The 22,263-nt window shown below is 65.8% G+C and carries 15 protein-coding genes and 1 pseudogene; 7 read left to right on the plus strand and 9 right to left on the minus strand.

Annotated features, from left to right (window positions below):
* Positions 1 to 85 precede the first annotated feature (85 nt).
* Entirely contained in the window at positions 86 to 1,801 is a 1,716-nt protein-coding gene (poxB, locus tag HF684_RS16740) for a ubiquinone-dependent pyruvate dehydrogenase (protein ID WP_169253391.1), read from the minus strand.
* Between the two features lie 359 nt (positions 1,802 to 2,160).
* Here poxB and HF684_RS18855 point away from each other — a divergent pair.
* A pseudogene (locus HF684_RS18855) lies at positions 2,161 to 2,463 on the plus strand (Fic/DOC family N-terminal domain-containing protein); the annotation flags it as partial.
* Between the two features lie 84 nt (positions 2,464 to 2,547).
* Positions 2,548 to 3,240, plus strand: coding sequence for a Fic family protein (locus HF684_RS18860; RefSeq protein ID WP_248279227.1), 693 nt, complete (start codon positions 2,548 to 2,550; stop codon positions 3,238 to 3,240).
* A 24-nt stretch (positions 3,241 to 3,264) separates the two neighbouring features.
* Here HF684_RS18860 and HF684_RS16750 read toward each other — a convergent pair whose 3' ends face one another.
* Genes HF684_RS16750 through HF684_RS16780 form a run of 7 tightly spaced genes read right to left on the minus strand, consistent with a single transcriptional unit; the run spans position 3,265 to position 14,873 of the window.
* Positions 3,265 to 4,431 (minus strand): MFS transporter, encoded by a 1,167-nt coding sequence (locus tag HF684_RS16750; RefSeq protein WP_169253393.1) that lies wholly within the window; start codon positions 4,429 to 4,431, stop codon positions 3,265 to 3,267.
* Positions 4,418 to 5,725, minus strand: coding sequence for a Wadjet anti-phage system protein JetD domain-containing protein (locus HF684_RS16755; protein WP_169253394.1), 1,308 nt, complete (start codon positions 5,723 to 5,725; stop codon positions 4,418 to 4,420). Before HF684_RS16755 ends, HF684_RS16750 begins: the two co-directional genes overlap by 14 nt.
* The gene (locus tag HF684_RS16760; protein ID WP_169253395.1) at positions 5,722 to 9,255 is read right to left on the minus strand and encodes an ATP-binding protein; all 3,534 of its coding nucleotides are present in this window, start codon (positions 9,253 to 9,255) and stop codon (positions 5,722 to 5,724) included. The genes HF684_RS16755 and HF684_RS16760 overlap by 4 nt, the downstream gene beginning before the upstream one ends.
* On the minus strand, positions 9,252 to 10,067 hold the full coding sequence (locus tag HF684_RS16765) for a DUF4194 domain-containing protein (protein ID WP_169253396.1): 816 nt from the start codon (positions 10,065 to 10,067) through the stop codon (positions 9,252 to 9,254). The genes HF684_RS16760 and HF684_RS16765 overlap by 4 nt, the downstream gene beginning before the upstream one ends.
* On the minus strand, positions 10,064 to 11,527 hold the full coding sequence (locus tag HF684_RS16770) for a DUF3375 domain-containing protein (protein ID WP_169253397.1): 1,464 nt from the start codon (positions 11,525 to 11,527) through the stop codon (positions 10,064 to 10,066). The genes HF684_RS16765 and HF684_RS16770 overlap by 4 nt, the downstream gene beginning before the upstream one ends.
* A 45-nt stretch (positions 11,528 to 11,572) precedes the next feature.
* Complete coding sequence (locus HF684_RS16775; RefSeq protein WP_169253398.1) at positions 11,573 to 14,443, minus strand: DEAD/DEAH box helicase family protein; 2,871 nt, start codon at positions 14,441 to 14,443, stop codon at positions 11,573 to 11,575.
* 22 nt (positions 14,444 to 14,465) lie between these two features.
* Positions 14,466 to 14,873, minus strand: coding sequence for an MmcQ/YjbR family DNA-binding protein (locus HF684_RS16780; protein WP_169253399.1), 408 nt, complete (start codon positions 14,871 to 14,873; stop codon positions 14,466 to 14,468).
* A 76-nt stretch (positions 14,874 to 14,949) separates the two neighbouring features.
* Between HF684_RS16780 and HF684_RS16785 the strand changes: the two genes are divergently transcribed.
* Positions 14,950 to 15,951 carry an asparaginase gene (locus tag HF684_RS16785; RefSeq protein ID WP_169253400.1) on the plus strand — a complete coding sequence of 334 codons (1,002 nt, stop codon included), beginning with the start codon at positions 14,950 to 14,952 and terminating at the stop codon, positions 15,949 to 15,951.
* Positions 15,952 to 15,958: 7 nt separating this feature from the next.
* On the opposite strand, the gene HF684_RS16790 is transcribed toward HF684_RS16785, so the two are convergent.
* A complete protein-coding gene (locus HF684_RS16790; RefSeq protein WP_169253401.1) occupies positions 15,959 to 16,966 on the minus strand; it encodes a LacI family DNA-binding transcriptional regulator in 1,008 nt (335 codons plus the stop codon).
* Positions 16,967 to 17,201: 235 nt separating this feature from the next.
* On the opposite strand from HF684_RS16790, the gene HF684_RS16795 reads away from it, so the two are divergent.
* From HF684_RS16795 to HF684_RS16810, 4 genes are all read left to right on the plus strand, one after another.
* Complete coding sequence (locus HF684_RS16795) at positions 17,202 to 18,563, plus strand: MFS transporter (protein WP_211168021.1); 1,362 nt, start codon at positions 17,202 to 17,204, stop codon at positions 18,561 to 18,563.
* Position 18,564: 1 nt separating this feature from the next.
* Positions 18,565 to 18,918, plus strand: a complete 354-nt coding sequence (locus HF684_RS16800) for an L-rhamnose mutarotase (RefSeq protein WP_169253402.1) — start codon at positions 18,565 to 18,567, stop codon at positions 18,916 to 18,918.
* A gap of 86 nt (positions 18,919 to 19,004) precedes the next feature.
* Complete coding sequence (gene rhaI, locus HF684_RS16805) at positions 19,005 to 20,174, plus strand: L-rhamnose isomerase (RefSeq protein ID WP_169253403.1); 1,170 nt, start codon at positions 19,005 to 19,007, stop codon at positions 20,172 to 20,174.
* A gap of 50 nt (positions 20,175 to 20,224) precedes the next feature.
* Positions 20,225 to 22,261, plus strand: coding sequence for a bifunctional aldolase/short-chain dehydrogenase (locus HF684_RS16810; RefSeq protein WP_169253404.1), 2,037 nt, complete (start codon positions 20,225 to 20,227; stop codon positions 22,259 to 22,261).
* The last annotated feature ends 2 nt before the right edge of the window (positions 22,262 to 22,263 follow it).

The following is a 22,263-nucleotide window of genomic DNA, read 5'->3' on the forward strand; positions in this document are numbered from 1 at the left end:
CTTCATCGAGAAACGGGCTGAGCGTCGAGAAACGGGTGTCAACACCCGTGTTTCGACGCTCAACCCGTTTCTCGGCGCGTGCTCGTCAGAAGAGCTGGCGGATGTTCGTCCGCGCGAGGTCGATGAGTTCGTCACCCTTGCCCGAGAGCACCGTGCGGATCGCGTAGAGCGCGAAGCCCTTGGCCTGCTCGGCGGTGATCGACGGCGGCATCGACAGCTCCTGGCGTTCGGTGACGACGTCGAGGACAGCAGGTCCGTCGTAGGCGAGGAACTCGCGCACGACCTTCGGCAGGTCCTTGGACTTCTCGACGCGGAAGCCCTTGATCCCGACCGCCTCGGCGATGGTCGAGAAGTCGGGATTGTCGAGGTCCGTTCCGAAGGTGACGAAACCGGCCGCCTTCATCTCGAGCTCGACGAAGTTGAGCGAGGAGTTGTTGTACACGACAGTCTTGACCGGCAGTTTGTTCTGCGTGAGCGTGATGAGCTCACCGAGCAGCATCGACAGTCCGCCGTCGCCGGCGAGCGCGATGGTCTGCCGGTCGTCGAACGCCGATTGCACGCCGACGCTCTGGGACAGGGCATTGGCCATCGACCCGTGGCTGAAGGATCCGATGAGGCGGCGTTTGCCGTTCATGCTCAGATACCGGGCCGCCCACACCACGGGTGAGCCGACGTCGGGGATGAAGACGGCGTCGTCATCGGCCATCTCGTCGAGGAGGCGCGTCAGGTACTGCGGGTGGATCGTCCGCTTCGACGGAGTGGCCAGTTCGTCGAGGTCCTTCCGGGTCTTCTGGTAGTGCTTGGTCAGGGACTTGAGATGAGTGCTGCTGCGATTGGCTTTGATCTGCGGCAGCAGCGCTTCGACGGTGTCGGCGACCGTTCCGACGAGCGGAATGTCGACCTTCGTGCGCCGTCCGATCTGGGATCCGCGCACATCGACTTGGATGACGGTGGCGTCCTCGGGGTAGAACTGCTGGTAGGGCAGGTCGGTGCCGAGCATGAGCAGGGTGTCGCAGTCCTTGAGTGCGGCATAGCCGGAGGAGAATCCGAGCAGACCGGTCATGCCCACGTCGTAGGGGTTGTCGGGTTCGACGAATTCCTTGCCGCGCATCGTATGGACGATCGGGGCCTGGAGCTTCTCGGCGATGGCGAGCAGCTCGTCGTGGGCGCCCTCGGTGCCGGCACCGGCGAGGATCGTCGTCTTCTTGCCCTTGTTGAGCGCCTTGGCCGCGGCTTCGACCTGGGAGGCTGCAGGGATCATGTGCGACGGGTAGGCCTTGACCACCTCGGCGGCGGCATCGATGTCGGCGAGGCCGATATCGCCGGGGATGACGAGGACTGCCACACCGCGCTTCTCGACGGCCTCACGCATGGCGATGCGCAGCAGGCGGGGCATCTGCTCGGCCGAGGAGACGTTTTCGACGTAGACGCTGCAATCGCGGAACAGCTCGGTCGGGTGGGTCTCCTGGAAGTAGTTCGAGCCGATCTCGTCACTGGGGATCTGGGCGGCGATGGCCAGCACGGGAACCCGCGAACGCTGGGCATCGAAGAGCCCGTTGATGAGGTGGAGGTTGCCGGGTCCGCAGCTGCCGGCGCAGACCGCGAGCTCACCGGTCAGTGCGGCCTCGCCGCTGGCGGCGAAGGAGGCGGCTTCCTCGTGGCGGACATGGACCCATTCGAGCTGCGGGTTGACGCGGAGGGCATCGGTGAACCCGTTGAGCGAATCTCCCGGGATGCCGTAGACGCGCTTGACTCCGCTGGCGACAAGGGTATCGACGATGTTTCTGGCGACGGTGGGCATTGACTTCCTTCCGTTGAAACACGAACGCCGGGGATGCGCTGGTGCGTACCCCGGCAGGGGCTGCCCCGCGCTCGGGGCCGTGACCGCGCTTTCAGTCTAATCCCGGGTTCCCCGGCCGACGCTGTCCGATTCCTCACCCTCCGATGCGGGAATATCTCCCTGATCGGTCAGGGAAGAACCTCGCCGAGGCGGCCCTGACGGATGGGTTCGCATGTGCGGAAACCTCCGCCGAGGTGCCCGCCGGAAGGTCCGCGGGAGAACCCGGCAGATGTGTCAAGCAATTTTCCATATCTCCGAAACATGTAAAAAATTCGCCGATTTTTTTACATGTTTCGTGAACGTGGCAATAGACTTATCACATGTGGACACCGACTGAGCCATACAACGAACTGCGCAAACCGCCCGTTGCGAGTCTCGAATCCAGGGACGTTCTCAAGTCGACGACGGAGGCGCGAGCCGGGTTGGCCGCTCTTGACCAGGCGGTGCATCGCCTGCCCAATCCGTCGATTCTGCTCAATGCGGTCACACTTCTCGAAGCACAGGCAAGCTCAGAAATCGAGAACATCGTGACGACCACAGACGAACTCTTTCAACTCGCATCAGTCGAGGGAACCCATGCCAATCCTGCTACCCGAGAAACCCTCCGCTACAGGACCGCACTGTATACAGGAATCGCTTCGCTGAATTCTCGGCCCCTATCGACCACTACTGCCACGCAGGTCTGCTCGAGCGTCAATGGTCGAGACATGCAGATCCGCGACCTTCCGGGGACTTTCATCGGGGACCCCGTCGCACACACTGTTCGGTACACCCCACCGGATGGCACCGTCGTCATTGCCGACAAACTCGACGATTGGGAAGGTTTCGTCCACGGGGAGCACGAGCTCGATCCCCTGGTAGTCATGGCGGCAGCTCATTATCACTTCGAAGCAATCCACCCGTTCCCCGATGGGAACGGACGCACTGGGCGAATACTCAACATCCTCATGCTCATCGAGTCCGATCTTCTGCGAGAACCGGTCCTTTACCTCTCCCGGTACATCATCGAAAACAAGAACGAGTACTATCGGCTGCTGCTCGAAGTCACGAAGAATTCGGCGTGGGAGGAGTGGATTCTCTTCATGCTCGAAGGAGTGCGGCAAACGGCAGAGTTGATTCTCGGTCTCATCGACGAGATTCAAGCACTGCAGGAAGATTTCCGAACCGAGATGAGAGCGAAGACGACAGTCGGCGCCAATTCCGACGTGCTCGACCTGCTGTTCGAACGCCCTTACTGCCGAATCGTCGATGTCATCGAACGCAGTGAAGTCTCTCGGCCGACTGCCTCCAAATGGCTGAACGAGCTCGTATCCCAGTCAATGCTGGAGACCGTCAAAGTCGGCAGAGACCGCCTCTTCATCAACTCACGACTGCTGAAGGTGCTGTCCCGACCTTCCTGACCCCTCACGCACCCGCTCCACCCCTCAGGTCCGCACCGACAGCGCTGTCGCCAGGGTGAGCAGCCCGGCCATGGCCACCGCCATCATCGGGTACCCGCCGAGTACCCCGGCCAGTGCGGGACCGGCAACCGGTGCCAGGGCCGTACCGGCGGTGATCGGGGCGACGAAGACCCCGTTGACGGCCCCGAAGTTCCTCGTCCCCCACCGATCGGAGACCGCCGTGGCCTGCAGCAGAGTCATGCAGCCGCGCACTCCGCCGCCGAGCATGGCGATGCCGATGAGCAGCCAGATCGGTCCGGGAATCAGGGCGAGCAGCCACAGGCCGACGGCTCCCGAGGCGAAGAGGACGACCGTGCGCGCCCGCGTCGACGTGTGCCGCTCGAGGCTCGGATAGCCGAATCGTCCCGCGACCTGACCAAAGCCGACGAGCCCGAGCGCGATGGCGGCCAGGCTGTAGTCGGCACCGCGTTCGATGATGAGCGGGATGATGTTGATCGTCACCGCGAAGAGGGTGAACGTGGCGATCGCGACGGCGATCTGCAGGGTGATGAAGCGCGGGTGCCGCGTGACCTGGCGCAGTTCGTCCCGGCTCGGCTTCACCAGCGACGCGGCTGCCTCGTCCGTCCAGGTCCGGTTGAGGAAGAACAGATGCATCGGCAGGGCAAGGACCACGAGCAGACCGGCGAGCACCCAGTAGGTTCCGCGCCACCCGCAGACGTCGATGAGCCACGCGATGATCGGGGCGAACACCGTCGAGGCGAGCCCGCCGACGAGCGTGATCGTCGTCAGCGGCTTCGTCCTCTCGGACCCGTACCAGCGGGTGACGACGGCGAACGCCGGCGGATAGAGGGTCGCGGCTTGGGCGAAGCCGGCGAGGACCCAGGCGAGGAAGAACACGGGAAGATTCGGTGCGATCGCGACGAGGGCGAGCGCGACGACCCCGATGACCGTTCCGGTCCCCATGATCAGCTTCGGTCCGTGAGCGTCGAGAAGACGCCCGACACTCGGTCCCACCAGTGCGGAGACGATGAGCCCGACGGTCAGCGCCGCCGTCACCGTCGTGTGGCTCCAGCCCGTATCGTCCGAGATCGGGGTGACCGCGACCGGCAGCGAGTAGTAGAGCAGTCCCCAGCAGACGAGTTCGGCCACGCACAGCGCCGCCAGTCCTCCGCGCGGCTTATCGGTCGTCATCGGTGACCTCGCCGAGGCGGTGCGGATCGAGAGGGGAGCAAACGACGTCGACATCGGCACCCCCGCCGAGGCGGCCCGACGTCCCCGCCCCGGCCGCGGTCCGCAACCGGTTCAGTGCCGTATCCCACGGGATGCGTTCCTGTTCGAGCCTGACGCTGCCTTCGGCGCGGAGCCGTTCGAAGGCCCGCGCCTCGGTGCCGGTGAGGGTGCTGAAGGCGCCCGTCGTCGGTGTCGGTTCCGGCACCCACAGGTCGGCATGGGCGAGCAGGGTCGCTTCGTCCATGAGCACGGATTCGACCTTCGGCAGGTGGCTGCGCAGGCGGTTGAGGATCGCGAATCCGTGGGAGTCGAGGTCGCCCCAATAGATCACGCGCGCTCCGGCGACCCAGTCCAGGCGAGCGACCCCGTCGACGGCATAACCGGACCCGTGCACGGCCACGGCGCCTGGCCATTCCGGCATGGCGAGCACGGATTCGAGGTTCTCGAAGACGAAGACCAGCCGCGGTGAAACGGGCAGTCGTCCGAGCTGGGAGATCGGTGCGGTGATGTCCTCGAGTGGGACGTCGAGGAGCCTCGGATCGAGGATGCGCATGCGCAGTCGCGGTTCGGCATCGAGGACGGTCACCGCATCCGGGCGGCCGATCCCGGTCAGCAGAGCAGTGACGAGGCTGCGGTGGGTCTCGAACCACTTCGAGTCGACGCCGCGGATCGGCAGCTGCCTCGGTCGCAGCGAACCGAGTCGGTGAGCGCCCAGCCAGTCGACGACGTCGACGACCGTGGCGAAGACGGGGGCGGACAACGAGAGGATCCGCTTCGCCTGCGACCGGATCGCCGCGGCAAGGGAGGTCTTGTCCTCATCAGCCTCGGCATCTGCGTCACCGATCGCTTCGGTGCCGTTCGATGCGGGTCCCAAACGTTCTCGGATCAGCTGAGCCCGGTCGCGTAGGATCCGCCAGTCTCGGGCGGTGTCGCCGCCGACGAAAGCGGCTACCTCGGCGGGCGTGGTCAGTCGCAGCCGGACGGGGACCTGCTGACGGCCGACGCGGGTCCAGTTGCGGTCGTCCCAATCAATGGTGAATCCCGCGGTATCCCCTGCCTTGCCTTCGAGCGCCCGCCAATTCGCCGCCCAATTCGCGGCGGCAGCCTGATCGGTGAGCACCTGCTTCTCCGTCGGCGGGTGGAGGGCGATCTCGACCCGCACTTCTTCGACGTGCTCCGCCGCCCAGGCGGCCATGGACGACGTCAGGCGCTTGCGCGCCTTCGCTCGGGCCTCGGCGACGGAGAGCATCGTCATTGGGCGTCCGACTCCTCGAACTCGAGCTCGACTTCACCGTCCACACGGACGCTCTCGGAACTGTCCGACCCCGGGGAACCACCTGTCCCGCCAGAGCCGACCGACTCCTCGCCCGCGCCATCAGCCGAACCTGATTCCGAGCCCGAGTCAGCTCCCGAAGCCTCCCCGCGCACGGACTCATCCCACACCATCGTCGAGGTCAGGGTCTTCTGCCGGCTCGGATTCTCGATCGAGGTCGCCGCTCCCACGTAGGGTTCGATCGTCTGCAGCAGCTTCTGCGGGGTGGCGAGCACCATGTGGAACCCGAACTCGATGAAGATGTCGAGAGCCATCCGGGTGTAGCGGGTGTCGGCTTTGTCGAAGGCCTCGTCGAGGATGATCGTGCCGTATTTCGAGATCGCCTCGTCCGGGTCCGCCAGCTGATACCGCAGCGCTGCCGCCAAGCAGAAGATCACGAGCTTCTGCTGCTGGCCACCGGACATCGCAGCGCCCGAATCGTAGGTGGCGTGTGCGCGCCCGTGGTCGTCGATCTCCTCGGCGAGGAAGCTCACGTGCAGACGGGTGTCCAGGCATTGGGTCTTCCACACCTTGTCGACGTGCTCGCTGGAGGCGAATCGGCGCATCACCTCGGCGAGGGTGTCGTACTTCTTCTCCGCGGTCTCCATATCGTCCTCGCCCCAGCTGCCGCTGGCGACGAGTCGAAGATCGGCGATGAAGGCGTTGACGGTCTCGGAGCGGCGGGTCTTGACTTTCAGCCGCAGGTACCGGTCCTCGTCGAACTGCGAGCGCAGCAGGGACGAATTGATCGGGGCGACCCGATCCTCGATCTCGCGCGGGGCGGCGTGGATCTCGTTGAGGAGTTCGCCGATGAGGTCACGGGAACGCTGCTGCAGCAGATCCCGGAAACGGTTCTCATGATCGGGCAGGCCGTGCGCTTCGATCTCATCGAGCATCGCCAGATAGGCCCGACGATCATCGACTTCGGCTGTGAGCTGGGACGACACCGACGGCCATGCGGCCTTGAACTCGGCGGCCAGCCGCGTCACTGACTGCCCCGACCGGCTTGCTTCGGCCTGTGCCCGGTCCTTCTCCTCCTGCAGCACCTGCGAGACCTGCTGGCCCACCTCGGCGAGGTTCTCCCTCTTGATGCTGCGTTGGATCTTGCGGAAGCGTTCGTCGAGCTGTTCGCCGAGGTGGCCCTCCACAACCGCTACCCGACCGGAGTTGACGTCGTCTTCGATCCGGGTGATGTTCGAGCGCAGACCCGTCGATTCTTCGTTCGCTCGGCGCAGGGCATAGTCGGCTTCGGACCTCGCGGTCTCGGCCGAGTCCTTGACTGCTTTCGCCTCACGTTCGGCGCCGATCGCCTGCTGCAGATCGCCGTCGGCGTCTTCGAGTTCGGCCAGCTGCCGTTCGAGAGTCGTGACTCTCTCGGCCGCGCCGTCGCGGTCGACGTCGCGCCAGGACTGTTCGCGAATGCCGGCGAGGATGCCGCGGCGGCGGTGAGCCTGTGCGGTTTCGGCGTCGGCGGCCGCGACCACCTGTTCGGCGGCGGCCAGTTCCGACTGAGCCTCTTTGAGGGATTCGACGAGGGCTTCGAGTTTCGCTTCGCGGTCGCCGAGGACCCATTGGCTGCGATCGTCGATGGCCCGCCGGTCGTCTTTTTCGTAGCGGGTGCGTGAGGTCTTGATCTGTCCTTTGACGGTGACGGCGCGCGGGTGGTCGTCGAGTTCGTCGGGGTAGTCGACGCAGGCGAAGTCGAATCGTTCGGACAAGGTGGTCCGGACCCAGTCGCCGAAGCCGGTGTCGGAGACACGCACCTTGGTCACCAGCGACTTCTCACTGCCGACGGGCCGAGGGCTCGGCACCGAGTGCGGGATCTCCTCGAAGACGAGTCGGCCGCGGATGCGGTGGGCGTCGACCCAGGTGCGCACTGCCGAGAGGTTCTCCGCCCGGACGAGGACGGTCAGCGCCATGGGGCGCAGCACTCGTTCGATCGCACCGGTCCACCGGGCCTCGTCGGGGTCGACTTCGATGAGTTCGGCGGCGAACGGCAGCGCCCTTTCGCTCAGACCGGTGCCGGCGGCGAGTTCGGAGCGGATCGCCAGGAGGTTGTTCGGTACGGTCGATCCGGACCGGCGCAGCGATTCGATCTCGCCTTCGAGTTCGCGCACCTTGGCCCTCGCTTGGGAGAACCGGTCATGGTCGGCGTGGCTGGGCCCGGCGACCTGCATGTCGTCGTCGAGGCTGGACGCGATCTGAGCCTGGAGTTCGGCGAATTCGGCGGCGGTGGTCGGGGCGCGCTCGATCCCGGCCTGCTCGAGTTGCCGGGCCAGTGACGCCCAGCGTTCGGCGATGGCGCGGCGTTCGGTCTCGGCTGTGTCGATGCGCTGCTGCAGGTGTTCGGCCTCGGAACCGCCGAGCTCGAGAGTGGCTCGCCTGGCCAAGTCGTATTCGTCGACGGCGGCATCGAAGTCGCGTTTCACGCGGTCGGCGGTGACTTCGAGTTCGACGATCTGCCGCGTCAGCGCCGACAGGTCGGCACGCAGGATATCGAGCTCGCGCCGCTTCTGGTACGGCAGCAGGGCTTCGCTCAGGGCGATCGACTTCGCGGCGATGTCATTGGCGGTCTCGAAGCGGGAGGCGGCTTCACGCAGCTGGAGCAGGTGGTCGCGCTGTTTGCGCAGCTGCACGACATGGTCGTGAGCGTCCTTGAGGTCACCGAACTGGGCGACGGCGGTGTCAGCGAGGTCGAAGGTCACCGGGGTTTCGAGCATATGGTCCCGGAAGAGCCGGTCGAGGCTGTCGAGGCTCTTCGCCGACTGGGTCTTGTGCAGCAGCTGGAGGGCGGACTCGTCGGCCATGCCGAAGGTCTTGCGCATCCGCGCATAGAACTTCCCGTGGGATCCGTTCGAGGTGATGACGGCATCAGGATGGTCGGCCTTGAGTTTGCGGGTCTCGAGGCCGGACCGGGCATAGTGCTGCAGGTCGGAGAGGTCGAGGTCGGCACGCTCGAGGATGCAGGCGTCGGAGAGGTCCGTCGCCTTCGTCGCCGACCCCTTGATGAAGAAGAGCCGGGCTAAGGACAGAGGTCTGTCGCTGCCGTTGTCGTAGCGGAGGATGATTCCGCTCCAGGTGGCGCGCGGGCGTAGATATTTGCTGACGACGCGGTCTTCGTCGGAGTCGGCGGTCCGGGTCCAGGCTCCGCGGACGTAGCTGACGAGGCTGCGCTGATCGAGACGAGCACCCGCGGTCTGAGCGGCGACGTTGAAGCGCAGCCACTTGTCCGGGGTGAGGACGGCGGCGATGCCGTCGAGCAGCGATGATTTGCCGGAACCGGAAGGACCGGTGATGAGGTGGCCCTTGTGGGAGACGGGGATCCGGTGGATGTCCGAGTCGAAGGTGCCCCAGTTCGCGATCTGGATCTCGCTCAGCCGCCACTGGCTGCCGACGTCGGGTCGGTTTGCTCCGCGGGCGCGCGCCTGATCGGCGACGAAGGCCGCGTCGAGCGGGAAGAGTGCCTCGGTCACGCGTCGTCCTCCTCGGTGACGGTGTCTGCATCGGTTTCGGTGGCGGCGACGGAACCGTCATCGGACTCCTCCCCCGCCTCGGCGCCGGCATCGACTTCGGGTTCCTCTCCGGCGTCGGCCTCACCTGCGGCGATGCGTTCGTAGACGGCGATGAGCTCGCGCACGCGATCCTCGTCGATGAGGAACTTCACCATCGGGGAGATCTCGAAGCGGTCCTCGCCAGCCTTGTGGAGCACCCGCAGCCGGTTGCTCATCCGCGACCACGCACCGTTGAGGTTGCGTTGGAACGTCGATTCGTCGCCGGTGCGGTAGATCGCGAGGCGCTCATAGACCTCGTCGCGGTCGACGATGACGCGCTTCTCCCCCGGCGCGGCCAGCAGCAGCTGTCGGAGCACGAGCAGCATGGCCGTGTCGAGGAAGGTCAGGCGTTCGCTGCGCACTGCGGCGGGGGCGTCGATTTCGTCGGTGACGATTTTACGGGTGAACGCGAATTCGTCGACACGGTCGATGACGAGGTCGAGGAACAGGTCATGCAGGCGTGAGCGGACGAGGCCTTCGTCGGCGACGAGCGCGGCCCACAGCTGCGGGGCCTGGGTGCCGGACACGTATGGTCCCTTGAGCAGTTCGAGCAGCACTCGGCGGGTGCGCTCTCCCAGCGTTCCTGTGTCTCCGGACCACAGTCCACTGGGGTTGTGGTCGAAGCCGTCCGCGGATGTCGCGGTCGACTCGGCGACAGAATCGGTGGATTCCCTCGCCGAGGCGGCTCCCACCTCGGCGGGGGCTGTGTCGTTGTCGTGGTCGGTGGGGCTCATAGGGTGATGCCTTCGGTGAAGTAGTGGCGGCGGATCGCGGCGGTGCGGGCGATGCCGTCGACGCCGGTCCACGTGAGGATTTCGCGGTTGCCGACATCGACGTGGCCATAGGTGCTGGCCAGGGACAACAGGCCGACGACGCTGGCCAGGCCCTGGGTCGCGGGGTGGGTTTCGAGCACCTCGGCGACGGAGGCCTCGTGCGTGGAAGTAACGACGGAGTTGATGTTCTCGGTGAGTTCGGCGAAGTCGATCTCGGATTCGCGAGCGACGGCGATGAGTTCGGCGAAGTCGATCTCTGAGTCAGTGGCCTCACCGAGTTCCGCTCCGGCGTCGAACTCCTCGGGGTCGTGGAGGATGACCTCGCCGACGCTGCCCAGCGACACGCTTGAGAGTTCGAGGTCGATGCCGATCTCATCGTAGGGCTTGAGCTCCTGCGACACGGGCGCGGCCGCGGCGAGGCCCTCCTGGAGAAGGGTGCGCATGACGCGGTCGCGTTGGAATTCGTGGGAGTGGACATAACGACGCAGGCCCCGAGCGAATTCGGTGAGGATGTCCGAGACCTCGTGGGAGCCGTCTTTCATCTGGCGCATCAAGGTGCGCAGGGAACGGCGAGTGGCAAGGGAGAGCGTGGCGGAGAAGTCCCGGTCGAGGATGGCCGCGATGTCATCGTCGAAGGCCGCGGACTGTTCGGGGTCACGGACGAGCGCGGAGAACGCCGAGAACGTGCGGCCCTCGTCAGAGGACTCGATGAGGTCGACGCCGCGGAAGACCTCGTCCAGTACTTGTGATTGGGAGTCCTCGGCGGCCAGTATCGAGATCCGCAGCTCCTGGTTGAGCTCTTCGAAGCGGGCGCGCACGCGGGCGAAGTCGGCGGGCAGGCCCTGTGCCTGTTGGAGGATGTCGCCCACGCGTTCGTTTGCGCGCCTGCGATCGAGGACGACCGATCGCGGGTCGCCGCGGCGGACTCGGGCGATCTCGGCATCGATGCGGTCGCGTTCGGCGCGGAGAGCAGCCAGTCGGCGGGAGCTGTCCGGGTCGGTGTCGATGGCCAGCTGACGCACGGACTGGGCGAGGCTGACCAGTCGGGATTCGGTGGCGGTCTGCGGAGGTGTGCGCAGCTGTTCGAGCATGCGGATGGCGTCGAAGCCGGCGGCGGAGAGTTCGTAGGTCTCGCCTCTGGCCCCGGTGGCGGGCCGGCGGACGAGGATCTCCGCGCGTCGCCAGTCATCACAGTAGGCCTTCGCGGTCCGCAGCGAGAGGTCGAAGTGATCGCGGAGCTCTTCGAGGTCGGCATCGATGCTTTCGTGCAGATCCTCGGTGTTCATCCTGGTGCCGGGCCTGCCGAGGTGGGCGTCGAGGGTTCCGGCCATGACGGCGAGGTTGTCGGCCCGGAGCATGCGCAGGGTGGCATTCGATTCGAGCAGACGCCGGTAGGCGAGCGCGGAGGACAGGGCGGACATAGCAACTATTCTCGACGCACCGGCGGGTCCGCGCCAATTCGCGGCTCAGCGCCAGCGCATGCGCAGCACCGAGGTCATCGACCAAGGATCGCCTCCGCGCACGGCTGCAAGGATGCCGGCCCCGCCGGGACTGCGGGTGTAGATCGGTTCACCTCCTCCGATCCAGGTGTCCCAGGCGTCGGCGAAGGCCACGGCGCGTTCCTTCTTCGTCCCCAGCACGGCGGGCACGCCCACCCAGATCGGGTCAGCCTTCTGGGCGGTGCCGGTCCCCCACTTCAACTGCGTCCACCAGCCGCGCAGCCCGTGGGCGCGCCTCGGCAGCTGCCAGCACGGAAGCAGGTACCGCGGTTCACCGATCGGTGACACCGCTTCGTCGAGGGAGAGAGCGAAGGCCTCCGCCGAGGCGGGATCCGCGTCGAGGTGACACCGCAGGTCACCGCGTGCATCGATCCTCATCCGCACCGCGTCGGCTCCGGAACTGCTCAGCTCGAGGGAATGAAGCGCCTCGGCGACGGCACCGGCGATCTGCGCGACTGTCGGGGTGACCCCGTAGATGCGGTGCCTGCGACCGCCGGCAATGGTGAGGACGCAGGGCAGGCTCAGCAGCAGTCCGACGGCGATGATGCCGAGGATCCACGCCGCGGCTCCGCTGCTCAGCACCGCTGTCGCCAACATGAGGAGACCCGCCGTTGCCCAGACGAGGACGATCGGCATGCGAAGAGTGATGGGGAGGATCTTTCCGGGGTCGCCGTCGCGGTGCCGCGGCTTCGGGATGATGCCTTCAGCACCAGCAGCGGCATCAGCAGTGGCACGAGCGCTGTCGGAGGCGTTTTTCGTCGGTGCAATCTCGGGCCGGGGATGATCGGCGACGATGCGCACCGACCGCAGCTCCTCGTCGCGGTAGTCCGCGCCGACGTTCCACCGTTGCGCCACCTCGGTGCGGGCTTGCGCACGCGTGATCATCCGCGCATTGATGGCGTCGATATCGTCCTTGGGCGGGTGGAACGGCGAGAACGCGGGGTCGATATGGGCGACGCCGTCGACGATCTCGCCGCTTGCGTCAGTGCCGAAGAAGCCGTCGTGCTTGCGCACGAGTCGGGTCCAGTCCTGTCCTCCGCGCGGGTGGTCTGGGCTGATGCACACGACGGTCCAGTTGAGGGCGACCTTCTGTGCCCAGTTCGGATCTTCGCGCAGCGCCCGGCCGCGGGTCTGCGTCACGGCGGTCGGGGTGGTCGCGGTGGTGAGGTCGATGAGTCCGGTCACGGCCGGTGCATCCCAACCTTCGCCGAGTAGCGCCCGGGTGCCGATGAGCACCTGCGCTGCTCCGGAGGTGAAGAACGAGGTCACGTACGGCACCCAGTCACGGCTCGTCCAACGCCCGTCGATGCGGCTGACACCGGTGATGGGATCAGTGACGCTGAGCCGGGCGGCGAGGTCGGCGTCGTCGCCGGCGATGAAGTCGATGAGCGCGCGCAGCACGTCCGGTGGTCCCGCGACGGTGCGCCCGGAGACGAGCAGCGGGTTCAGATGTGCCGTCTGGGAGTCGGCGGCCAAGCCCTCAAGAGTCAGGAGTGCGGATCCGGACCGTTCGTCGAGGACCGCGCGGACATCTGCGGCCAAGGTCGCGGTGGCGGACTCGAAGTCGCAGAGGACGAGCATCCGCAGGTGGTCGCCGAGGGTCGCCGCTTCAACTGCGGCGATGTCGACACAGGCGCGCGGCTTCGACGCCGAGTGGGACAGGACCCGGTCGGCCGGGGACCGGCCGGCGGCGATTCCGTGGCGCGTCCAGCGGCAGCCGATCGCGGGCAGCCGTCGGCGAATCTCCTCGGCGAGGTCCTGGTCGGACGCGGAGTCGGAGACGAGCAGGTGGTGTTGCATCCAGTCTTCGATGAGCCGGGCCCAGTCATCGGTGTCGGGGTCGCGGCGGTGCTGTTCGCCGGGTCGGGCTCCGGGAGGCAGACGCAGCAGAGCGGCGTGGTGGAGGCGCAGGGCCGCATCGCAGAGTTCAGGTCGCTGCCGGCTCATCGTCTGCCAGTCCACCGATTCGGCACGGTCGCCGAGGAATCGTCGGTCCACCCATTCGAGCAGCCCGATCGTGCCCTGGCCGGGGTCGAGGATGCCGGTGATGAACTCGGTGTGCCTTTCGGCCTGGGCCGACAGCCAGTCCTGTTCCTCCCGGGTGGGTTCGGTGACCCAGACGAGGTCCGCGAAGGGCACGAGGTCGCCTTCTCTGACGAGGGCGGGGATGGACGCGGAGTAGCGGACGGAGGAGAAGAGGTCGGCGACGAGTTCCCGGTGTCGGGTCGACATCGTCGCTGGTGGGGTGGCGGTGAGTCCGAGCACCCATACGTCGGGAAGCAGGGCGAGCAGGTCCGACAGCAGACGTCCCCAGACCTCGAGCAGGTGGTGGCATTCGTCGAGGATGAGCAGTGTCGGACCACCGTCGACGAGGCTCTCGACAAGGGCCCTGCCACCAGCGGCCAGGGAGTCGAGCAGGTCGCCACCTGGTCCAGAGGCGGGGGAATCGGTTAAGCGGTCCTCGAGGTCGCGGTCCGTGGTGCGAGTGTCGTCCTCACGGTCGACGGTCTCCCGTTCCGTGTCGAAGACGGCCAGGGACTGGTAGGTCAGAGCGGTGAAGGTCTGGGTGAGTTCGCGTGTGCCTCCGGCGGGAGGACGCCCCTCGCCGAGGCGGTTCCATTCCTTGGCCCATTGACCTTGGATCGCCGTATTCGGGCCGAATGCCACGACCTGCTCGACGAGCTTCCGGTCGAGCAGGTGGGTCGCGTAGTCGATGCCGACGCGGGTCTTTCCCGCACCGGGAGGCAGGACGATCCAGGATCGGCGCTCATCGGCAGCGGATCCGTCGCGCAGAGTCGCGAGCGCTTCGTCTTGGTGGCGGCGCAATGGCGGTTGCATCGCAGCCGCCTCCCGTACGTTCTCAGTCATCCCCGCGCCCGCCGAAGACGTCCGGGTCAACAGGGCGGTCCCGCTTGGACATCTTGGTCACGACACGACAGTAGGACTCGAGGACAAGATCGTGAAGCAGTTCGGCATCGAGCCGGTCGCCGCCAGCACCGTCTCCTTCGCCGGCCACGGTGATCCAGTGCTTCTTATTCATATGATATCCGGGTGAGATCTCCGCATAGGCATCTCTCAGCACCTCACCGTCGAGGGGATCGATCTTGAGGTTGAGGCTCGGGACTCCGCGCAGCTCATAGGCCATCATGAACATCTTCCCGCGTACCTTGTAGACAGCGTTGTCAGGACCGAAGGGATAGGCGATCTCGACAGACGGGTACTGCATGGCCTGCTCGTGGGCCAGGCGGAGCACTGTATCGGGATCCATGCGTGGAGATTAGCAAACGGCACGGACGCAGAACCGACGACGGCTTCTGCGCACGAACTGACGATAGACTCGAATCATGCCTGAGACCACACCCCGCACCGCCCCTCACCTGCTCTTGGCCGCTCTCGGCGGCACCATTGCATCGACCGCCGATGCATCAGGCGGAGTCGCCCCAGCACTCAGCGGAGCGGAGATCGCCGCGGCCGCGGGCCTCGACCAGGTCTGGCCGGATCTGCAGGCCGATTTCACTCAGGTCGCTCAGGTCTCGAGTGCGAATGTCACCCTTGAGATGCTCTTCGACGTCGTCGATCTCGCCCGCACGTCCACGGCCGATGGCATCGTGCTGACCCAGGGCACCGACACCCTCGAGGAGTCGGCGTTCGGTCTGTGGTTGCTCAATGACTCGGGAACGCACATCGCTGCCACCGGGGCCATGCGCAATCCGACTCTGCCCGGAGCCGACGGACCGGCCAACGTCCGGGCGGCCGCGCTCACTGCCCTGTCCGACCAGGTCGGCAACCTGCCTGCATCCCTGGTGTTCAACGACGAGGTCCACGATCCGAGGTTCGTGTCGAAGTCGCACACGACGTCGACCGCGGCGTTCTCCTCCGGTCCCGTCCTCGGGGCGATAGGGTGGCTGAGCGAGGATGACCTCCATCTCCCGCACGCACCCCAGACTCCGACGTCTCCGTTCGCCGGCCTGTCCCGTCCGTCCCAGCTGAGCAAGGTCGCCCTCGCCGAGGTGGGGATGGGCGAACCGGCAGAGACCCTTGATCTCATCGCCGGTTCCGGCTTCGCCGGCGCCGTGATCTCCGGGGTCGGAGGTGGGCACGTCCCCGAGGACCTGCTGCCCGCCGTGACCCGCCTGACGGAGGCGATGCCCGTGGTGCTCGCCTCCCGCACCGGATCAGGTGCGAGCCTGCGCCTAACCTACGGCTACCCCGGCGGAGAGATCGGCCTGCTCGAGACCGGACTCGTTCCCGCCGGAATCCTCGATGCCCGCAAGGCCCGCATCGTGCTCAGCCTCGCATTGAGCTTCGGACTCGACCCGGCCGAGGTGTTCGCTCACTTCGCGTGAATCCGGCTCACACCGGGCGGGTCGAACCCCGCACCACGAGTTCGGGCGTGAACCGGCGATCATGATGATCGTCTGAAGCCGATGCGTTCTCGTGCAGAAGCGTTTCCACCGCGGTCCGTCCCAACAGCTCCGCCGGCTGCCGAACTGACGTCAGGGGAACGATCGTCGAGAACGCATAGTCGATGTCGTCATAGCCGACGATCGCGATGTCGTCAGGGATCCTCAGGTCGCTGAACATGATGACCGCCTGCATGAACCCGACCGCCAACAGGTCATTGGCGCAGAAGACCGCGTCGGGTCGCTGGTCCGCCGGCTGACCGACGACCTCTTCGCCCGCATCGCGCCCCGCCAGGATCGTCAGCTCCGGGGTGCTGTAGACAGGCAGTTCGAGTCCGGACTCGCGTGCCCTCTCTGCGGCTCCGGCCAAGCGATCGGACACCTGCGGCAGCGACTGCGGCCCCCCGATGAAGGCCGGACGCCTGCAGCCTCCGGCAATGATGTGGTCGAGTGCCATCCGTCCCCCGGCGATGTTGTCCACCGTCACCGAGGACAGGGCATAGCCGTTCGAGCCCCGGTCGACGAGCATGACAGGCGTACCCCGGGCCGCAATCGCTTCGAGCCGCGACAGGTCAGAGCCGGTCGGAGTCACAAGCAGACCGTTGACCCGCTGCTCGGCGAAGAGGTCGAGATACTTCCCCTCCCGCTGCTCATCGGTGCCCGAATCGCCGATGAGCAGGGCCAGTCCGGCCTCGTCACAAGCCTGCCGGGCACCATGCGCAACGGAAGCGAAGAACGGGTTCGAGGTGTCGAGCACGACGAGGCCGAGACTGCTGCTGTGCCCCGAACGCAGCTGTCGGGCGGCAGCATTGCGAACGAATCCGAGCTCCTCGATGGCGGCGTTGACCTTCGCAGCCGTCGCCTCGGCGACCTTCGATGACCCGTTGACCACATGCGAAACGGTACCGACCGAGACTCCGGCTCGGTCCGCGACCTCGCGCATACTCACTTTCGCCATGAGTCTCCCTCTGTGATCAGTGCTGTTGCCCTACGACTCGTTGCCGACGGCATGTCTCATTGTGCCTGACACCGCGGAGTTCCGGCCGTCGCAATCACCGTCGCTCAGACAGCTTCCGGCCACCGTCTTGATGTGACCTCGATGACATGCTAGCGTTCTCATCATCATATTGAAACGTTTCAATTCATCGCCGGGTTCGCGAAGCCGCGATCACCGAGTCACCCTGGAGGAACCTATGAAGGACACAACGACGTCGTCCAAATGGAAGGCCACGGTCGCCGTGGCCATGTCGAATTACATCGAAGCCGGCTCGATCATCGCGATCGCGACGAGCATGAGTCTGTGGCAGACCGAATTCGGACTCGACAGCCTGGCAGTCGGCCTGCTGTCCGCCCTGAGCGCCAATGCCTTCGGCGCCGCGATCGGCGCTGCCATCGGCGGACCGCTCTGTGACCGCTACGGCCGGAAATTCATCTACACCTACGACCTCCTCCTGTACATGTTCGGCACGCTGTTCGCAGTCTTTGCGTTCAATTTCGCCTCCCTGCTCATCGGATTCGTCCTCACCGGCATCGCCGTCGGTGCCGGAGTCACAGCAGCGTGGACCTATATCGCCGAGGAGGCCCCTGACGGACGCCGGGCCGGTCACGTCGGCGTCGCGCAGTTGGCCTGGTCGATCGGACCGATGATCGGCTTCCTTCTCGCTGCGCTGCTCGAACCCATGGGCCTGCTCGGCTCCCGCATCATCTTCGCCCACCTCTTCGTCATCGCCTTCATCACGTGGTGGGTTCGCCGCGGACTGAGCGAATCGCGACGCTGGAAGGAAAAGAACGCGAACCCGAACAACGTCGGGACCTACCGCGGAATCTTCGAGATGTTCACCAAGAAGAAGAACATCACCGCTCTTCTCTTTCTCATCGGCGTCTATGGCCTGTGGAACACGGTGGCCGGTCAGGCCGGAATCTTCCAGCCCCGCATCTACGAGGCGACCGGACTCACCGATGCCCGCTCCCAGTACCTGCTTCAGGTCCTTGTCTGGGGTCTGACCAGCGCGGCGACGTTCTTCGGTTTCATGCGCTACGGCGACAAGGTCTCCCGCCGTTGGCTCTACGGCTTCGGTGCGGGCCTCGGCGTCATCGCGTGGGCCGTGCTCATCTGGGGACCCGCCGGCTGGTTCTCTCTGCTCGTCTTCGCCATCGGCTGGGGCATCTCGTCCGGACTGGGTGCTCAGGCCTTCTACGGACTGTGGGCGGCCGAGCTCTTCGCCACCCGTTACCGTGCCTCTGCTCAGGGCTTCATGTTCATGATCGTGCGCGTCATGGTCGGTGTCCTCTCCCTGTGGTTCCCGCTCATGCTCGAGACGACCGGCATCCACGGGGTCGGCGTCCTCATCGTCGGACTCCTCGTCGCCGCCCTGCTCATCGGCATGATCTGGGCACCGAAGACCCAGAACAAGACACTCGAGGAGATCGAGATCGAACGTTACGGTCGGCTCCTCGACGCCGATCATGCCACCGAGGCGGCCGCGGGCAACATCCGCACCGACGGAACCGCGGCGTCCGGTTCGACCGATTCCACCGCAGTCAGGGAACGCTGAGATGGAGCGGGTGTGCTTCCGCATGCAGGTCGACCCAGCCCGTCTGGATGAGTACATCGCGGCCCACCGGGCCGTCTGGCCGGACATGCTCGAGGCGCTGGAATCCACCGGGTGGCGCAACTACTCACTGTTCGCGGATCCGTCCGGCATGGTCATCGGCTATCTCGAGACAGACGACTACGAAGCCGCTCAGCAGGGAATGGAGCTGACAGAGATCAACACCGCCTGGCAGGAATCGATGTCACCGTTCTTCGCCGCCGGAGGATCCTTCGACGCGGGCCCCGAACGGCTGCGCGAGGTCTTCCACTTGGAAGACCAGCTCACCACGACCCGAGCGGCCGCTCACCCGAAGTGAGCACGGCCTCCGATCCAGCGTCCCGCTGACCTCTCAGCCTCACCGCGTTCTCAGCACCACAGCAACAGTAAGGAACACCGACTCTCATGAGCACTCGCCCCACTTTCGCCGACATCACCGACCAGCTCGCTGCGCAGGAGATCGAACTGCCGTCCTGGGCGTTCGGGAACTCCGGCACTCGGTTCAAGGTCTTCGGCACCCCGGGCACTCCGCGTGACCCATTCGAGAAGATCGCCGATGCCGCGAAGGTCCACGAACTCACCGGACTCGCTCCACAGGTGGCGCTGCACATTCCGTGGGACCTCTGCGATTTCGATGAACTGTCTGCCCATGCCGCCGGACTCGGCGTGCGCTTGGGCACGGTCAACTCGAACACCTTCCAGGACGATGACTACAAGTTCGGTGCGCTCACCCATGAGGACGAGAGCATCCGCACCAAGGCCATCGACGCTCATCTCGAGTGCATCGACGTCATGGATCGCACGGGATCGAGAGACCTCAAGATCTGGCTGGCCGAGGGGTCGAACTACCCAGGTCAGGCGGATATGCGGGGCCGTCAGGACCGACTCCACGATTCGCTGTCGAAGATCTATGACCGCCTCGGCGAGGAACAGCGGATGGTGCTCGAATACAAGTTCTTCGAGCCCTCGTTCTATCACACGGATGTGCCCGACTGGGGAACGAGCTACACCCAGGTCGCGGCCCTGGGCGACAACGCGCTCGTCTGCCTCGACACCGGCCACCACGCTCCGGGCACGAACATCGAGTTCATCGTCATGCAGCTGCTGCGCCTCGGCAAGCTCGGCTCCTTCGACTTCAATTCGCGGTTCTACGCCGATGATGACCTCATGGTCGGTGCTGCCGACCCGTTCCAGCTCTTCCGGATCATCCACGAAGTGATCCGCGGAGGCGGCCTCAACAGTCCCGTTATCGCGTTCATGCTCGACCAGTGCCACAACGTCGAGAACAAGATCGAAGGTCAGATCCGCTCGGTGCTCAATGTTCAGGAGATGACTGCACGAGCACTCCTCATCGACACCGAGGCGCTCACTGCAGCTCAGCGCGCAGGCGATGTCATCAGCGCCAATGACATCTTCATGGATGCGTTCTACACCGATGTGCGCGGCGACCTCGCTGACTGGCGCGTCTCCCGCGGACTGCCGGCCGACCCCATCCGCGCCTTCCGCGAATCCGGCTATCAGGAGCAGATCGCGGCCGATCGCATCGGCGGCACCCAGGCCGGCTGGGGCGCCTGAGACACCCTCCCCGCATCCTTACTCACCTGCACCATCGTTCGAGGAGAACCATGACCCACCCGATCGTCAACGACCTCATCGCCCGCTCGAATTCGCTGGGGGCCGACCGTCGCAATACGAACTATGCCGGCGGCAACACTTCGGCCAAAGGCACCGATGTCGACCCGGTGACCGGCGACGACGTCGAACTGCTCTGGGTCAAGGGCTCCGGCGGAGATCTCGGAACGCTCACTCCCGACGGTCTCGCAGTCCTCCGCCTCGACCGGCTGCGGGCGATGGAGAACACCTATCCCGGAGTCGAACGCGAGGACGAGATGGTCGCGGCCTTCGACTACACCCTGCACGGCAAGGGCGGTGCCGCACCCTCGATCGACACCGCCATGCACGGGCTCGTCGATGCCGCCCATGTCGACCACCTCCACCCGGACTCCGGAATCGCCATCGCCACCGCAGCCGACGGTGAGGAGCTGACGAAGAGGATCTTCGGCGACACAGTCGTCTGGGTGCCGTGGCGTCGGCCCGGGTTCCAGCTCGGCCTCGACATCGCAGCCATCAAAGCAGAGAACCCGCAGGCCATCGGCACCATCCTGGGAGGTCACGGAATCACGGCATGGGGAGCCACCTCGGCGGAGTCCGAGGCCAACTCACGGTGGATCATCGACACCGCGGCCCGCTACATCGAAGAGCACGGTCGCCCCGAACCCTTCGGTCCGGCCCGTTCCGACTACTCGGCCCTGCCGGAGGACGAACGCCGTGCCAAGGCCGCGGCCCTCGCACCCCAACTGCGCGGGCTCGCCTCGGCGGACACAACGATGGTCGGGCACTTCACCGATGAACCGGCGGTGCTCGAATTCCTCGCCGGGGAGAAACTCAATGCGCTGGCCGAACTCGGCACGAGCTGCCCGGACCATTTCCTCCGCACGAAGGTGAAGCCACTGGTCATCGACCTGCCGGCGGCCGCCTCGGTGGAAGAGATCATCGCCGCACTCCCCGCACTGCACGAAGCCTACCGGGCCGATTATGCGGCCTATTACGACCGCCATGCCGATGCCGAGACACCGGCCATGCGCGGGGCGGATCCGGCGATCATCCTCGTTCCGGGGGTGGGCATGTTCTCCTATGGCGCGGACAAGCAGACGGCGCGGGTCGCCGGTGAGTTCTACGTCAACGCCATCAACGTCATGCGCGGAGCCGAAGCGCTGTCTACCTACGCTCCCATCAGCGAGGCGGAGAAGTTCCGCATCGAATACTGGGCTCTCGAGGAAGCCAAGCTGCAGCGCAGGCCTGCACCTAAGCCGCTGGCCGGTCGCATCGCATTCGTCACCGGCGCGGCGTCGGGAATCGGCAAAGCCATCGCCACTCGCCTCGTCGCCGAAGGCGCCTGCGTCGTCATCGCCGATCTCGACCGGGACAAGGCGCAGGAGGTCGCGGCCGAACTCGGGTCGACCGATGTCGCCATCGGTGTCGCAGCCGATGTCTCCGATGAAGCCGGAGTGCAGGCGGCACTGAATGAAGCGGTGCTCGCCTTCGGCGGGCTCGACCTCGTCGTCAACAACGCCGGTCTGTCGCTGTCGAAGTCGCTGTTCGATACGACCGAGGCCGATTGGGATCTCCAGCACGATGTCATGGCGAAGGGCTCGTTCCTCGTGTCGAAGAATGCCGCCCGGATACTCGTCGACCAGGGACTCGGCGGTGACATCGTCTACATCTCCTCGAAGAACTCCGTCTTCGCCGGACCGAACAACATCGCCTATTCGGCGACGAAGGCCGACCAAGCGCATCAGGTGCGCCTGCTCGCCGCCGAGCTCGGCGAACACGGCATCCGCGTCAACGGCATCAATCCCGATGGGGTGGTGCGCGGTTCGGGCATCTTCGCGGGCGGTTGGGGCGCACAGCGCGCGAAGACCTATGGCGTGGAGGAGAAGGACCTGGGCAAGTTCTATGCTCAGCGGACGATCCTCGGCCGCGAGGTGGTCCCGGAGAATGTGGCCAACGCAGTCTATGCACTGTGCACCTCGGACTTCTCACACACGACCGGCCTGCACGTGCCCGTCGATGCCGGCGTCGCCGCAGCATTCCTGCGGTGAGC

It is taken from the genome of Brevibacterium sp. 'Marine' (genome assembly GCF_012844365.1).
GTDB lineage: Bacteria > Actinomycetota > Actinomycetes > Actinomycetales > Brevibacteriaceae > Brevibacterium.

Coding starts and splice junctions, on each gene's coding strand:
- poxB (WP_169253391.1), bottom strand. CDS start 1,801: ATGCCCACCGTCGCCAGAAACATCGTCGATACCCTTGTCGCCAGCGGA.
- HF684_RS18860 (WP_248279227.1), top strand. CDS start 2,548: ATGCAGATCCGCGACCTTCCGGGGACTTTCATCGGGGACCCCGTCGCA.
- HF684_RS16750 (WP_169253393.1), bottom strand. CDS start 4,431: ATGACGACCGATAAGCCGCGCGGAGGACTGGCGGCGCTGTGCGTGGCC.
- HF684_RS16755 (WP_169253394.1), bottom strand. CDS start 5,725: ATGACGATGCTCTCCGTCGCCGAGGCCCGAGCGAAGGCGCGCAAGCGC.
- HF684_RS16765 (WP_169253396.1), bottom strand. CDS start 10,067: ATGAGCCCCACCGACCACGACAACGACACAGCCCCCGCCGAGGTGGGA.
- HF684_RS16770 (WP_169253397.1), bottom strand. CDS start 11,527: ATGTCCGCCCTGTCCTCCGCGCTCGCCTACCGGCGTCTGCTCGAATCG.
- HF684_RS16775 (WP_169253398.1), bottom strand. CDS start 14,443: ATGCAACCGCCATTGCGCCGCCACCAAGACGAAGCGCTCGCGACTCTG.
- HF684_RS16780 (WP_169253399.1), bottom strand. CDS start 14,873: ATGGATCCCGATACAGTGCTCCGCCTGGCCCACGAGCAGGCCATGCAG.
- HF684_RS16785 (WP_169253400.1), top strand. CDS start 14,950: ATGCCTGAGACCACACCCCGCACCGCCCCTCACCTGCTCTTGGCCGCT.
- HF684_RS16790 (WP_169253401.1), bottom strand. CDS start 16,966: ATGGCGAAAGTGAGTATGCGCGAGGTCGCGGACCGAGCCGGAGTCTCG.
- HF684_RS16795 (WP_211168021.1), top strand. CDS start 17,202: ATGAAGGACACAACGACGTCGTCCAAATGGAAGGCCACGGTCGCCGTG.
- HF684_RS16800 (WP_169253402.1), top strand. CDS start 18,565: ATGGAGCGGGTGTGCTTCCGCATGCAGGTCGACCCAGCCCGTCTGGAT.
- rhaI (WP_169253403.1), top strand. CDS start 19,005: ATGAGCACTCGCCCCACTTTCGCCGACATCACCGACCAGCTCGCTGCG.
- HF684_RS16810 (WP_169253404.1), top strand. CDS start 20,225: ATGACCCACCCGATCGTCAACGACCTCATCGCCCGCTCGAATTCGCTG.